Genomic DNA, 15,251 nt, shown 5'->3' on the forward strand with positions numbered 1-15,251 from the left:
CCCGACCGCGCGACCCGAAAGCGCGGGCTCTCTAATCAAGGACGCATACCCGAAAATGAGTTCTACAAATTCATACTCCCCTGCCCGAAAACGCCAACTGGGCGCTGAGAAGCGCACCGAACCGCTCCCGACCGTGCATCCCCGACCCTCCGATCGCAAGGTCACCTGGAGTCGTGTCGCGATCGTTCTGACCGTCACCTTCTGGGCGATCTATGTCGTGACCACGATCATCCGCCAGTTCCTTGTTCTCGGAACGCAGGACTTCCGGTTCACGATGGAGGCCATCGGTTACCTCGTGGTGGTCACCTTCCTCACCTTCTCGGCGCTGATGTACCTGGTCGCCCGCCAGGGGGCGCTGCAGCGGTTCCAGAAGCATGTGCGGGTGCCCCGCGCCGAACTCGACCGTCACTTCGCGACCAACCAGCCGTCGATCACCGTGCTCGTGCCGTCGTATGCGGAGGAGCCGGAGGTCGTGAAGATGACTCTGCTGTCGGCCGCGCTTCAAGAGTTCCCGTCGATGCGGGTCGTGCTGCTGTTGGACGACAACCCGAACCCCACCGACCCCGCCGTCGCCGACCGGCTGAACGCCACCCGCGCTCTTGCCGCCGACATCACGGACCTGCTCGCCGAGCCGCGCAGCCGGTTCACGGATGCGGCGTTGCGGTTCGAGCTCGCCGACGCCGACGCGTTCGTCGCCCCGCACACCGCACTCGAGCTCGCGGCAGAGTACGCCTGGGCGGCGGCATGGCTGCACGCTCAGGCCGACGCGCACGGCATCGAGGATCACGTCGACCTGTTCTTCGCCGACCAGGTGCTGCGCGGCCTCGCCGACGAGTTGGCCCTCGTCGGACAGGCCGTGGAGGCCGCCGTCGGCGAGGGGGTCTCGCTCTCGGCCGAGCGGATCGCGCAGCTCTACCGCCGGCTCGCATGGACCTTCGATGCCGACCTCGCCGTGTTCGAGCGCAAGCAGTGGGCTTCCCTTTCGCACGAGGCCAACAAGGCGATGAACCTGAACGCCTACATCGGGCTCATGGGCGGCACGTACCGTGTCGAGGAGACTCCGCAGGGCCCCATCCTCACCCCGGTGGCCCCGCATCGCGCCGGTGACGTGGAGATCCCGGACAGCGACTTCCTGCTGACCCTGGATGCGGACTCGATCCTGCTTCGCGAGTACTGCCTGCGGCTGACGTACTTTCTGCAACAGCCGGACAACGCCCGCGTCGCCGTCACCCAGACCCCGTACTCCTCGTTCCGTGGCGCCGGCACCCGCATCGAGCGTCTCGCCGGCGCGACCACGGACATCCAGCACGTCTTGCACCAGGGCATGAGCCACTTCGGTGCAACGTTCTGGGTGGGAGCCAATGCAGTCATCCGCAAACGCGCCATCGAAGACATCGTCGAGACCGAGTTCGTCGGCGGTTTCGAAGTGCGTCGTTACGTGCAGGATCGCACCGTGATCGAGGACACGGAGTCGAGCATCGACCTCGGCACCCACGGGTGGACGCTCGCCAACTACCCGGAGCGCCTCAGCTATTCCGCGACCCCGCCCGACTTCGGTTCGCTGATCGTGCAGCGGCGGCGGTGGGCGAACGGCGGGCTGCTGATCCTGCCGAAGCTGTGGCGTCAGGTTCGTGAGCGCAAGCGTCGCGGTGAGATCGTCTCGCGCACGGAGTTGCTGCTGCGCATCAACTACATGGCCTCCATCGCTTGGGCCAGTTTCGGTCTGATCTTCTTGCTCGCGTACCCGTATGACGGCCGGCTGCTCAGCCCGGTGGTGCTGCTCGCCGCACTGCCGTACTTCATCGCCATGGCCAGCGACCTGCGCTATGCCGGCTACAAGGGCACGGATGTGTTCCGCATCTACGGGTTCAACCTGATCCTGCTCCCGGTGAACCTCGCCGGAGTGCTCAAGTCGATCCAGCAGTCGCTGACCGGCAAGAAGATCCCATTCGTGCGCACCCCGAAGGTGAAGAACCGCACCGCATCCCCGCTGCTGTACGTGCTGACGCCGTTCCTGATCGTCGCGTTCTCGCTGTTCACTTTGTGGCGTGACGTGAACGCGCAGAACTGGGGCAACGCTGCGTTCGCCGCTTTCAACGCGACCCTCGCCATCTGGGCGATCGTCTCCTACATCGGTGTCGGCAACGCGATCGTCGACATGTGGCTCGGCCTCACCCGGCCGCTCTACGTCGACAAGAGCCGCACGCGCACGACAGAGACCGTGCAGCCGGTCACCGAGTCGATCGACTGGCGTTCGGTGCTCTACCACGGGCACGCCGGCGGGGACGTGCCGCGCATCGAACAGGCGGCGCACCGCGCCGCCGGCGGGTCGGCCTCGTCGGCGGCCTCGTCGGGTTCGGCGGCCTCGTCGTCTTCGGCTGAGGTCGACGCCACCGAACGGCAGGCCGCCTGATGGCCCGCACACCGCGGGAGTCGAACGCTCCCGAACCGCGCGACGCCCAGGCGCCGGCCGCCGGCGCCGGTGACGGCCGCCGGCTCTCGCCCCTGCGCGTGCTGGGCGCCGCCCTCGTGGCCGTGATCGTGGTGTCCGGCGGTGTCGTCGGATTCCAGTGGTGGAGCGCCAAAGCCGCCGTCGACTCCAAGCCCTGGTTCGCGTCCTATGTCGACGTGACCGCCACCCCGCGGTTCGCGTTCGAGAACCTCGGCGCCACCTCGACCCGGGATGCGGTGCTCTCCTTCGTCGTGTCGTCCAAATCGAATGCATGCACCCCCACCTGGGGCGGTGCGTACACCCTCGACCAGGCGCGCGGCTCACTCGACCTCGACCGCCGCATCGCCCGCCTGCAGCAGCAGGGCGGCACTGTCGCGGTCTCGTTCGGCGGTCAGCTGAACGAGGAACTCGCGGTCGGGTGCACCGACCCGTCCGCGTTGAAGGCGGCGTACGCATCCGTCGTCGACCGGTACAAGGTCGGCACGATCGACCTCGACCTCGAGGGTGACGGCCTGGCGAACGCCGCCGCGAACGAGCGCCGGGCATCCGCCATCGCCGCCCTGCAGAAGCAACGCCGCGACGAGGGCAAGAGCCTCGCCGTCTGGGTGACGCTGCCCGTCGCGCCGAACGGAATGACCTCCGACGCCACCGACGCCATCGACGACCTGCTGAAGGCGAAGGTCGACATCGCCGGCGTGAACGTGATGACCATGGATTTCGGCAGCGCCAAACCTGCCGGGCAGTCCATGGCCGCCGCTGCTGAGAGCGCCGTCTCTGCCGCCCAACGTCAGCTCGGCATCCTCTACGACCGCAACAAGCTGCACCAGAGCGACCCGAGCCTGTGGGCGAAGATCGGCGCCACCCCCATGATCGGCCAGAACGATGTGCAGAAGGAGGTCTTCTCCCTCGCGGATGCGAAGATTTTCAACGCCTGGGCTGTCGGCAAAGGCATCGGCCGCATGTCGATGTGGTCTGCCAACCGCGACCAGACCTGCGGCTCCAACTATGTCGACACCTCCGTCGTCTCGGATGCGTGCAGCGGCGTCAAACAGGGCAAGACGACTTTCGCCTCCCTGCTCGCCCGCGGCTTCGCCGGCCACATCGCGCTGGGCGAGTCGGCCGTCACCACCGCCGAGCCCACCTCCACCGCTTCGGTGAAAGACGACCCCGCCACCTCGCCGTACGCTATCTGGGCGGCGAACAACTCCTACCTCAAAGGCACCAAAGTCGTCTGGCACCACAACGTCTACCAGGCCAAATGGTGGACGAAAGGCGATGTGCCCGACAACCCCGTGCTGAACTCGTGGGAGACACCGTGGGAGCTTGTCGGCCCGGTGCTGCCGGGCGAGACGCCCATCCCGCAGCCGACCGTCCCCGCCGGAACTTACCCCGCCTGGAGCGGCACCACCCCCTACGACAAGGGCACCCGTGTGCTCTTCGACGGAACCCCCTACGAGGCCAAATGGTGGACCCAGGGCGACAGTCCCGACGCCGCCAGCGCCAACCCCGACTCGTCGCCCTGGACCCCCCTCACTCAGGACGACGTCGACAAGATCCTTGGTGGTGCCGGCACCACCAACTGAGACCGGGCGGCGGGATGCTGCATCAGGCGTATCCCGTCGTCCCCTTCGACCGCGACATCCGCTGCGGGGCGGATGCGCGGGCGTGCGCCCACGGGCGAACGCCGTGTCGGCGGGCAACTTTTCGTGCCTTCGGGTGTTGCACGAACCACCCCCGCCGACACGCTAGACTGTTCAAGTTGCTTTGGGGCTCCACCCTCGAAGCGACATTCGGGCTGTGGCGCAGCTTGGTAGCGCACTTGACTGGGGGTCAAGGGGTCGCAGGTTCAAATCCTGTCAGCCCGACCAGAGGGCCGTTTACGTAACTGATTACGGAACCGGCCACAAAAGAATCGCCCCGGACGAAAGTCCGGGGCGATTCGTGTTTTGTGCGGCGAGAGCGCCAACACGATCAACGTGTCTGTCGAAAGTGCGCTCGCCGCTGGCACGACTTCTGGATCGTTGCCGATTTCGGGCACGCTGGCGCCTTCGGTGAGCTGGGTTTTTGCTCTCTCGAGCGGTGTCGCGAGTAGCGGAACGCTACTCTCGTAGGGGTGGTCCGCCCGTTCCGTCACCGTCATCGGGGCGCGCTTTCGCCGATGTGAGGGGCCTCACGCCCGGCGGGTAGGTGCCGGTGTATGGGTTGTAGTGCTCGCGGTCGCGTCGTCGCACCTTGGGGTCCTTCGATTCACCTTTGGCAGCTTCGTGCGCTCCATCGGAGATGAAGCTGACGATTTTGCGCATGTTGAACGCTGCGACGACGAGCGTCATCATGATCTGTGCTGCGGCGAACCCGCGGACGGGCCTGCGGGTGGAGTCATGCAGGTTGTGTCCGCCGCCGCTCTTGATCTGCGAGTTCAGAGACTCGATCGCGTTCCGAGCGTGCGTGTGAAAGTCCTCCCACTCCTGAGTGCCGTAAGGGAATGCCTGTGCCTCGCGACGGAGGTCCGCGGGGTCGAACGAGGCGCTGTGCTTCGAGCAGATCGTGTCACGGAGAGTGGCCGGAATGAGGTCCTCGGCGTCGATCGATGGACGGCGCTTCTTGGATGCCTTCTCGGCGAGTTCTCTCAGTGGGCAGGTGACAGTGGGAGCGTTCCCCAACGCGGGACAGGCCAGCATGACCTTGCCATTCGGCTTTGTCTCTTTCTTGTGCAGTTCGTATGCCGCGAGTTCCACCTTCCGGTCCCGGAAGGTCGCCTTGTCGATCTCGCCATCGTGGTACTGCTGCGTCGCGTACAGGTGCGTGGAGGGAGTGCTGGGGCAGTATGCCCGGCCTTCGAGGTATCGTGCACCGTGGGCACCGCCGGAAGGCTTCAGGCGATCGACTCGGTAGTCCGTCGATGGCGTGAAGCCGAGCATGAAGGCCGGCTCGTGAAGTCTCTTTGCCAGGCTGTTTGCCCAGTACTGCTTATCAGCGTCTGCCACGCCGGGGGTGAGCCCCAATCGCAGACTGTACGACATGAGCGATACCGCTTCTTCGGCGACCTCCATGTTGGGAAGGCTCATCGTCGCGGCGACGATGATCCCGGGAAATCGTCGATGCTTCGGGTTGTCGGAGTCGACGCGGACAGCGAAGTTGCTTTCCCATCCCCAGGCGAACGTTGCGTCTCCAGGACGCTTCGGCGAAGTCAGGTCCGTTTGCTTCTTCTGGTAGTCGGTCCGTTTCCCGCTTCGCACGTGGTACCCGGCGAAGACGTCGACAATGCCTGGCGGAAGCTCACGAGGATCACTAACCTTGCTCTGCTCGGTGACCTTGGCTTTGAGGTTTCCGCGAGAGTAGCCCTTGCGGTTCGGCGAGCTCATGTACGTCTGGTCGAACGAGATGTCGAGCTTGGACGAAATCCGCCGGATCCTGCGCGGCTGCAGCCGATAGGTCATTGCGACGAACGCGTTCGTGAAGTCATTGAGGCGCTGCCGCCGAATGGACTCCTTGTTGTGGTCGTGTTCGTCGAGGATGGCAGCTACTTCGGCAGCGCTCTTGTTGGTCCAGAGTTGCTGCGGGAACGGGTCCATCACGTCAACGATGCGGTGGAAGGCTCGTGCCGTGTTGGCGTACCAGCGCTTCTGCTGGTGGGTGATCGCGAGCATGTGGTCCATGCGTGGTTCGAGCTGCAGGACCTCGCGTGCGTTTGACGAAATGCGCCACAGGAACAGGTCAGTGAGCGCGGTGAGGTGCATCGCCTTGCGTTCGGTTGCAAGGATCAGCAGGCCGGTAAGAACGGCTTCGTCGCTGATCAGGGCCGGCCGGCCGCCGAGAAGGTACGGGTCTCGGTCTTCCGCTCGCCACGAGGCGAGAAGATCTAGCGCTCCGGAGTCGCGCACGCGCGCAAGAAGCTTGTCGACGGTCGCGTCGGGGACAGGCGCGCTGAGATCTCCACGTCGCGCCACCTCCTCGAGCGTGAGGGCCCCGAGTTCGGTGTCGACGTCAGTGAGCTGCTCGGCCCACTCCGGGAGCGGCTGAGAGGTGCTTCCAAGGTTGCGTGCGGCCATTAGAGCTCGGCCCCGAAGAAGAGATCCGCGCAGTCGTCAAGGCTCGGCTGATCGGCAAACCCCAGGTACTTTTCGAGCCCGCCTGCATGCGCAAGGCCGGCCGCCCGGACGAGCGCAGCGACGGGGACCCCGGCATTCAGATGGCGGACGATCCACGATGTGCGCAGACGGCTGACGGTCGGACGGACGCGTGCGGGGTGCTCGGAGAGGAAAGTCTGGATGGCGCGTGGAGGATACTCCTCGAGGCGGTATCCCTGGAACAGGAGGTCCCCGTTCGCGCGTTCGGCCACGGCCCGCTGCAGGACGGACTCCCACGGTGACAGGACCGGAACCCTTCGTGGGCTCTCGCCGCGCACTCGCACCCAGACGCCACTACTGGTCGTCTCGACATCACCTACCCGGGCTGCGGCGATCTCCGCGCTGCTCATCCCTGCCCCTGCGCCGAGGCTGACGATGGCGCAGGCGTTGCGGATCTTGAACTCGGTCGAGAGGGAGATCGCCCAGCTGTGTACCGCCGCCAGTTCGGTCTGTTTGAACGGGCGCGACGCCCCCGCTAGGTTCGGCGCCGGGTGGCGCTTCACTGCGTCACCGTTGATCCGCTCGGCGATCACACCGAGCTGACGGACGGTGCCCCAGCGATAGGACTCCGAGTGCTCGCTCAGTGTGCGTTCGACGTAGTACCAGATGTTCGCCTCAGTGAAGTACCGGTGCTGATCTGGGTCGATGCCCTTGACGCTCCAAATCCACGACGCGAATCTGCCGGTCATCGACATGAGACGCCGCGCCTGCTCCCACGTGGTCGGCCTTATATCGAGGGCAACGGTGATCACCATCCGCCGTACCGTCTCCCACTGGACGGCGGACTTCTGTGGGCGATAGCGCGAGATCACCCGCCATGCCCAATCGGGTGCGTCGGGGTAGGCGATACGGAGATCCGCGTGCTCGCGCGAGTAGCCGTCGAGGTTGTCGATGAGTCGGCGATTTTGGTTGTCGGTCATGTCGAGCGTGTGCGCGGCGCGATGTCGCGTTTTCCGTGCCCGACGGGGCCAAAAGAAGGACCTCACCGACTTTCCCTTGACAGAAAGTCCCGATCAGGGCGCGAATGCGGAGAGAAAGATCATCGATCTGCATCCCCTGTTTTGGGTACAAAACCGACTAAACGGTCGAGCGCTGCGAGCTGCTGCAGGCCGGAGATCCGCAACAAGTCAGCGGGTGGGGTCCCGTTGCTGAGATGTTCGACGAGCCACGTCGTCCGCATGCGCACGGGCCGGATGTCATGGTGCGTCCGCGCCCGAATGAGGAAGTCGGTGATCTGACCGTCCCGGGCACTGGTTCGGCCGGGTCGAAATGCCCAGGCGTCGCGGTGCAGGAAGTCGTACACGGTGCTGAGCCGTTCCGCCCAGACCGGCGAGATAGGAACGACTCGAGGGCGAGCTTCCCAGACTGAGACCAGCGACCCCGTTGGTCCGACGATGATGTCCCTTGTCCGGATGGATTGAAGCTCCTTTGAGGTGAGCCCGGCGCCGAGCCCGAGGACCAGCAGCATCATGGCGTCGAGCCGCCGACGTTCCGTCCCTTGGGAGATGGCCCAGCTGTGCAGCTGCGCTACCTCCGCTGCCGTATACGGCTGGGTCGGCTTGCGACGTGGGATTGGTCGGCCGGGCGAATCGGTCCTGTCCGTCTCGAGCGCCTGGATCACTCGGTAGAGCGCAGACCGATGTGTCGCGCGACTTCCGGTGAGATATCCGGGCATACCACGCTGTACGAAGTCATCCGCGACAGCCCGCCGCATGATCCGAGAGCGATCGAGTGGGAGGCCGCGAGTTCTCCAGCACCAGAGGACGAAAGGGACCACGGCCGGGTACACGTCGCGTCGAGTGCGCTGCTCGTGGGCGACGTCGTCGACTACCTGGTCGATGAATGCACCGATCTGGTCCCAGTACGGAAGGGCGTTTATCGGACGGTAGGTATATCCGCGCTCGGCGTCGTCCACTGTCGCCTCCTGCCGATCGTGTCGTCACCGTATTCCGCGCGCTCGGAGCGAAACCACCGACTCATCGACAAGGAGGTGTCCTCGGGTGCCGCGATGCCCTGTTGCCGCGCATAGACGGCCTGAACTCCCAAGCGAGGCGAGTTCAGAAAGGCGCAAGTGGTGCACCATCCATACGATCGGCGAGCGATCCATCTCGACGCGGTCACTTCGTGGACCGAAGACGGAGGCGACGATGCCGACGGCTCAATCAACTACGTGTCGGCTGAGGCCAGCGAGCTGGGACTTCCGACCATCGACGGCCGGCCTGGGTCGAGGGCCGCTTCGTGGGTCACCCGCCTTCACGCGTACGAGATGCATTGGCAAGCGGGAGGGCGAGCGCCCAGGGAGCACACCCGCGATCTCTCGACTCTGCCCGAGTGGGAACGACGACTGGGAGAGTGGGCTCGCTACCAACGCCGTTTCGAGCGAGACCTAACGGACTTCCAGAGGATCCGGCTCGACCGATCGCCGGCGTTCGACTGGGATCCCAATGAGGCTGGCTGGGACCGTGCACTCAATGAGGCGATCAGGTTCGTGGTCGGACAAGGGCGGCTCCCATTCCTCAACGGCTCCGATCCAGCGGAGTTCCGTTCTGCACGCTGGGTGGGTCGGCAGCTGAGACAACGCAAGCACGGTCGACTTTCGCCACGACGCGAGACCCTGATCGACGCGCTCCTCGCACTGGCGCGCGATTCGCGCTGACCGCGACACGTTGATGGAGCCGTCCGCACTTACCGCATCGATGCCAGTTCCGGTCCGGTGCCTGCTCAGTCGTCGTCGGTACCTGCGTAGTCCGCTTCCTCCCGCATCATGTTGCAAGACTTGTTGCGTAGATGTGATTGAGTCAACGCAACGTGATGGGCGTTGTCGTGCGTTCGCCTCCGACCGGGCCTGCCGCGTCAGGCGAAGACGTGCTTCAGGCGTTGGTCCGAAATGTCGAGGATGCGGGTAGCCAGTTCTTCGGCCGAGCAGCTCGGCTTCTCCGTGGAGAGCCAGTGGATGCAGGCGCCGAGAATGCCTCCTGAGGCGAAGGAAGCGCGGAACTCCACCTCATCGGGCGAGAGCGTGTCGTCCAGTTTGTGGAGCTCGAACGCGACCCCCCTAGCGGAGCGATCGAGAAGGGCGTGAAGGGTCTTCGAACTCCCTTTCGGACTCAGCGCCCACTGGTAGAGCCGCCAGTTCTCTTCGACGTGCTTGAGGTACCTGACGAAGATTGCCGTCGACTCGGGCAGCTGCAAACCGGAGCCCGTCGAAGTTGCCTCCCATTGCTGGTTGGCCTGATCGGCGAGGTCTGCAAGCGCGTCGGCCACCAGGTCATCGATGGAATCGAAATGCCGGTAGAAGGTCGCTCGGTCGATGCCGGTGCGCTCGCAGATCGCCGAGACCGTCAGCTTCTCGGGGTCCTCGTGAGCCAGCTCCAGGAAGGCAGCGCGCAGCTTCACTCGGGACCGCACATATCGTGGGTCGGTGTTCTCCAACTGACTCATACGTCGCCCATCCAGATCGCGGTCAGCTGGCGTCCGCCCTCACGACCGCTCGTTTACAGGTTCTTGCAGCAATCGTCGCATAGTTAGCGGCGGCTGATAGAGGGGAACAGGGGACGATCTTCGGACCAGTCCGCCGCGGTCCCGATTGTCTCGATCGTCTCGCTCAACCGAAGGTCTTCCGAGGATGAGCCGACGGAGAGATCGAGAGCACCCGAGTCGAAGACGAATTGATTGTCGCGACCGAGGTACGCGAGCTGGCCGGTCGAGAACGCGATCTCGATTGTTGCAACCTCGCCTGGTGCGAGGTCGACGCGCAGGAACCCGATCAGCTCCTGCGCCGGCCGGGTCACCAACTCGGCTCGATGGGAGGCGTAGAACTGGACGACTTCTGTCCCCGAGCGGTCTCCCGTGTTTGTGATCGTGACACTCGCGGTCACGGACCCGTTCGTGCTGATGATCGAGTCTGAGACCCGCAGGTCCGTGTAGTCGAAACTGGTGTAACTGAGCCCATGACCGAATGGGAACAGGGGTGTCGAGGGAGTGTCCGTGTAGCCCTTGTGCGCGTCGGCGTTGGTCCGGCGGTAGCCCGTTCCGAGGTGCTGCCCATGATGGAGCGGAACCTGCCCCGAGTGGCGCGGCAGGCTCAGGGGGAGCTTTCCGGACGGGTTCACGTCACCGAACAGCACCTCGGCGACGGCGCTCATGCCGGCCTGTCCGCCGTAGAACGGGTATATGAGGGTAGGAAGCACCTTGGCGATTCCAGCGAGAGCGAATGGGCGGCCGGTGAAAACGATGCCCACGGTGGGCTTCCCTGTGGCGGCGATCGCCTCAGCGAGGCTCACCTGAATGTGGGGAAGGTCGATGTCGGCGCGATCGCTCCCCTCTCCCTCGGTGACGCGGGTGCCGAACCAGCCCGGGCGGCCGCCGAGGGCGAGGATGACCAGATCGGCCGACTCCGCAACGGTGATCGCGGCATCGAGGTCGGCGGGTTCATCGTCGAGAACGCCGCATCCGTCGACGGAGATGACATCCGCGTCGGGGGCGGCCAGTCGGATGGCATCGGTGAGAGTCATGGCGCCATAAGTCTCACGTGCGAAGGCGTCGAGTCCTCGGGCCAGGATCGGCCCGAGTTGCGCACCGAGTGCGGCCATCGTGCCGGAGTTCAGGGCGGACTGACCGGCGTCCTCCGTCCCCGCCATGTTCGACTGCTCGCCCTGAGCAGCACCAGCCATCATCGCCAACGAGGCGAAATAGGTGTAGCCGGGGAAGCTCACATCGATGGTCTCTGCGTGGGGGCCGATCACGGCAATGCGCCGTGTCGCCTTCGACAGCGGCAGGAGGTTCTCATCGTTGCGGAGCAGAGTCACCGATTCTCTGGCGAGTTGGACGGCGAGGTCGGAGCCTTCGACGGCAACCGAAGCGATGACGCTCTCGTCCTCAGACACGTACGGGTCGTCGAACAACCCGAGCGCGAACTTGTCCCGCAATACTCGCAGCACCGACCGGTCCACGAGACCCTCGGGGACGAGGCCTTCGCGAACGGCTTGAACGAGCGTGGCGCCGTAGCCCTTCGCGTCCGGGAGCTCGACGTCCAACCCGGCTTCAAGCGCAAGTCGTCCCGCATCCTTGAGATCCTTGGCGACTCCCTGGCGGTCGAAGAGGTTGGCGATGGTTCCGTAGTCGGAGACGACGGTTCCTGTGAAGCCGAGCTCGTCTCGCAGCAGGTGGTCAAGGACCGGGCGATTCGCACCGACCGGGATGCCATCCACTGTGGAGTACGAGTTCATGATCGAGCCGAGGCCGGCCTCGCGGATCGCGGCCTCGAAAGGTCGCGCGTACACTTCCCGCACTTCGCGACCCCCGACGGTGGTCGATGCCATGTGCTGCCCGCCGTCGGTCATCCCGAACCCGAGGAAGTGCTTGCCGGTGGCGAGCGCCCCCGAGGTCAGATCGTCACCCTGGAGGCCACGCGTGTATGCGACCGAGAAGGCTGACACGAGATAGGGGTCTTCCCCATACGTTTCGTGCACACGCCCCCAACGAGGATCCCGTGCGACGTCCATCACGGGAGACAGCGCCTGCGCGTGTCCGACCGCGCGCATCTGCCGCGCGATCACCCGCGCCATCCGCTCCACTGCCTCGGGGTTCCAGGTCGCTGCGAGGCCGATTGCGGTCGGGAACGTGGTGAAACCGCGAGCGACCAAACCGTTGATCGCTTCGAGATGGATGATCGCGGGGATGCCGAGCCGGGTCTCCTCGACGAGGTACCGCTGGATGGTGTTCGCGGTATGAGCCAGCCCGGCCGGAGGCAGATGGCTGAACATCGCGAGCATGCTCACCTGGCCGATGCCGGTCTCGAGCTCGGAGCTCAGCTGCTCACGGCTGGGGCCGTCGACGTTCATGAGGCCGAACGGCATCACAGCCGTGAGCTGTTGCGCCTTCTCCTCGAGCGTCATTTCCTGCAGGAGCGCGGCGGCCCGCTGCTCGGGCGACTTCGTCATGTTGAATCCTCTTCCCACCTTTTGTCGTGTCGTGTCTGAGCGTGCTGCTAAGCAGTGACTGGAATCGCCGGCCGAGTGGCGCGCAGGTCATGGCGGCCAGGGCCAGCCGTCACGCGGTGCTCGCCCCAGACGAGCAGCGCTTCGCTGCCCCCGGGAACGACCACGGTGAGCACAGCCTCCTCGTCGCGGATGTACCAATCGATTTCAATCCGGCCCTGCGGACTGTCGAAGTGGCCGCTGACCCAGTCCATGCCGTTCAGCAGCACCGGCGCGACGATAAAGGAGTCCCAGGCGACTGAATCCGGTGCGTCCTGCAAGCCCAGCACATGAGAGTGCAGATACCGCACGACGGCCCCTTTGCTGTAGTGATTGAGGGAAGCGTGGGCATTGCCGTTGCGGTCAACACCCTCCCATTCCTCCCAGATCGTTGTTGCTCCGCGGTCGATCATCCCCAACCACGACGGCGTCGTGCGCTGCTGCAGGAGTCGGTGAGCGACGTCGACGTAGCCGTTATCAGCGAGTACGGGCAGAAGGTCAGCAGTGGACAGGAACCCCGTCCCGAGATGGCCGTCGGCTTCTTCGATCAGCTCAGTGAGTCGCTGCGCCGCCAACGGCCGTACGTCCTCGGGCGCAAGGCCGAACGCCAGCGCCCGGACGTAACTTGCCTGGGTGTCATTCGGCGTGCGCCCATCCGGGCCGATGAACTCGAGACGCCAGGCATCGCGGATCTTGTCAGCCAACTCGCCGAAATGCGCGGCTTCGGCAGTTTTGCCGAGTACGGCGGCGACTTTGGCCAGCGTCTCGACCGACCGATGGAGGTAGGCCGTGCCGACTTCTCCCTTGTCTGCCATCGCCCATGCGATCGGATCAGGGATGGTCGGGCCCGGCGTGCCATCGTCCGAGATCGGAGTCGGCTCAAGCCACTCTCCGAAGTGGAAGGTGCCGTCCCAGATGTACTTCTCGTGCGCGAGAGGCTCGGCGGAGCGTTCCACCCGGGACGGGTGACGGTTGCCGGCCGCAGCACGCAAGGCGTACGCGACCCAACGGTTCATCGCTTCCCAGCTGTCTGCAAGCACCGTCACATCTCCGTAGGTGCGGTACAGCTCCCACGGGACGATGGTGATCGCGTCGCCCCAGCCCGCTGAGCCGGTCGCGAAGTCGACCCCGGGGTCGGGGATCGCGCGAAGTCGCGAGTTGTCCGGCGAGATGTTGACGATCCGGCCGTCGTCCAGTTGATCGTCGCGAACAGATTGCAGCCATTTGCGGCTGAACCCGTCGACATCGTAGAGACGTTCGGCGGTGGGGAGGAAGATCTGCCAGTCGCCGGTCCAGCCCGCACGTTCGCGGGTAGGGCAGTCCGTCGGCACGTCGACCGCATTGCCGAGGAAGCTCCATCGAGCTACTTCCCAGAGCTGATTCAGGTTGTCGTCGGAGCAAGAGAACCCACCGGCGGTGCGAAAGTCGGTGTGCAGTACCTGCATCGAAATATCCGAGTCGGAGAGCTCGAGGTTGGCGCGGTGTACCTGGACATATCGGAAGCCGTGCACCGTATGGCGCGGCTCGAAAAGGGCCCGAGGGTCTCCGTTGGAGATCACTTCGTCCTGCTGCCTGAACGTGACCGAACCCCCATCTGGTGTCGGGGTGTCGAGGTGTGTCAGGGTCACCCGGCCTGCGGGGTCGACATGCTCGCCGTAGACCAGCGTCGTCGTGGCTCCGACCTCCCCGAGCGAGCTCAGGCGTACCCGCCCCGACGCATTCTGGCCGAAGTCCACGACCGCATCGTCGGGCCCCAATGGTGTGATCGATACGGGCCAGCGCTCGTCTGTGACTCGAACTGGGGGAGCCGGGGACCAGCTCACGCCGGGAATCTCCGATGTGCTCGCAACAGCCTCGCCGAGCGATCGCGGAGCACGCGTCAGATCAACGGACTGGCCGTCCATCAGGTCTGCGCGGACAACGTCGGTCTCTAAGACCTCCCACCCAGGCCTGGTGGCGGCCACAACTGTAGGGCCAGACTCGAGATCGAGGTGCAGTTCTGCTCGTATCGCCGTGTCCGCTCCCCAGGCGGCCTGCTGTCGGAAGGCGCCTGCTCGACCACGGAACCATCCGTCGGAGACGCGAAGGCGGAGGGTGTTCTCGCCTGTCTGTAAGGCGGAGGCGACGTCGAACGCCTGCGCGTAGAGGGTGCGGTCATAGGACTGTGATCCGGGCAGCAGCTCTGCGGACCCGACGCGGTGGCCGTTGACGAAGGCCTCGTAGACGCCGAGCGCCGCTGAGTACAGGCGAGCCGTGTCCGCCGTGCCATCGACCGTGAATCGTGTCTCGAAGTCATAGGCGGGTCGCTCGCCCACGGGATGCTCGGTAGCCCCGGCGGAGGTGATCCACTCCGCTTCCCAATCGGCTTCGAAGAGCCCTGCCTCGAGCGTCGCCCAAGCTGACCAGGCCGTCATGCCGCCCCGGTGGCGCACGCGCACCCGCCATGTGACGCGCTCCGTGCTTCGCAGATCTGGCCACGGCCACGCGACGAATCGATGCTGAGGACCTTCACCTGAGAACCGAACCCGGGCTGCTCCGATTGTGGCCTCGAGTTCGAAGCCGGCCTGCTGCAGCACATCGGTCGGCAACTTCCATGACAGTTCCGGTCGGGCTGGCGCTACAGGGAAGCCGTCGCCCCCGGTTTCCGCCGTGAGTTCGAACGGCGACGTGCTGCTGGCGTCATTCATGGATCGG

Annotated in this window: 8 protein-coding genes and 1 tRNA gene; 3 read left to right on the top strand and 6 right to left on the bottom strand. The window is 65.2% G+C overall.

The annotated features are described in order from the left end of the window. The first annotated feature begins 55 nt into the window (after positions 1–55). The 3 genes from K5L49_RS17645 to K5L49_RS17655 all read left to right on the top strand — a co-directional run bounded on the left by K5L49_RS17645 (position 56) and on the right by K5L49_RS17655 (position 4,320). Positions 56–2,413 (top strand): glycosyltransferase family 2 protein, encoded by a 2,358-nt coding sequence (locus K5L49_RS17645; RefSeq protein ID WP_223694849.1) that lies wholly within the window; start codon positions 56–58, stop codon positions 2,411–2,413. Beyond that, positions 2,413–4,035, top strand: a complete 1,623-nt coding sequence (locus tag K5L49_RS17650; RefSeq protein WP_223694850.1) for a chitinase — start codon at positions 2,413–2,415, stop codon at positions 4,033–4,035. The genes K5L49_RS17645 and K5L49_RS17650 overlap by 1 nt, the downstream gene beginning before the upstream one ends. A gap of 208 nt (positions 4,036–4,243) precedes the next feature. After that, positions 4,244–4,320, top strand: a tRNA-Pro gene (locus K5L49_RS17655). A 231-nt stretch (positions 4,321–4,551) separates the two neighbouring features. On the opposite strand, the gene K5L49_RS17660 is transcribed toward K5L49_RS17655, so the two are convergent. From K5L49_RS17660 to K5L49_RS17685, 6 genes are all read right to left on the bottom strand, one after another. Continuing rightward, positions 4,552–6,189 carry a hypothetical protein gene (locus K5L49_RS17660; RefSeq protein ID WP_223694851.1) on the bottom strand — a complete coding sequence of 546 codons (1,638 nt, stop codon included), beginning with the start codon at positions 6,187–6,189 and terminating at the stop codon, positions 4,552–4,554. Between the two features lie 311 nt (positions 6,190–6,500). Further along, positions 6,501–7,499, bottom strand: a complete 999-nt coding sequence (locus K5L49_RS17665; RefSeq protein WP_223694852.1) for a hypothetical protein — start codon at positions 7,497–7,499, stop codon at positions 6,501–6,503. A 119-nt stretch (positions 7,500–7,618) separates the two neighbouring features. Beyond that, entirely contained in the window at positions 7,619–8,494 is an 876-nt protein-coding gene (locus tag K5L49_RS17670; protein WP_223694853.1) for a hypothetical protein, read from the bottom strand. Between the two features lie 938 nt (positions 8,495–9,432). Further along, positions 9,433–10,020: a TetR/AcrR family transcriptional regulator gene (locus K5L49_RS17675; protein WP_223694854.1), complete on the bottom strand. Its 588-nt coding sequence runs from the start codon at positions 10,018–10,020 to the stop codon at positions 9,433–9,435. 83 nt (positions 10,021–10,103) lie between these two features. Continuing rightward, a complete protein-coding gene (locus K5L49_RS17680; RefSeq protein WP_223694855.1) occupies positions 10,104–12,521 on the bottom strand; it encodes a glycoside hydrolase family 3 N-terminal domain-containing protein in 2,418 nt (805 codons plus the stop codon). A gap of 47 nt (positions 12,522–12,568) precedes the next feature. Then, positions 12,569–15,244, bottom strand: a complete 2,676-nt coding sequence (locus tag K5L49_RS17685) for an alpha-L-rhamnosidase (RefSeq protein ID WP_223694856.1) — start codon at positions 15,242–15,244, stop codon at positions 12,569–12,571. Positions 15,245–15,251: the final 7 nt, after the last annotated feature.

The organism is Leifsonia poae (assembly GCF_020009625.1).
GTDB classification, from domain to species: Bacteria; Actinomycetota; Actinomycetes; order Actinomycetales; family Microbacteriaceae; genus Leifsonia; species Leifsonia poae_A.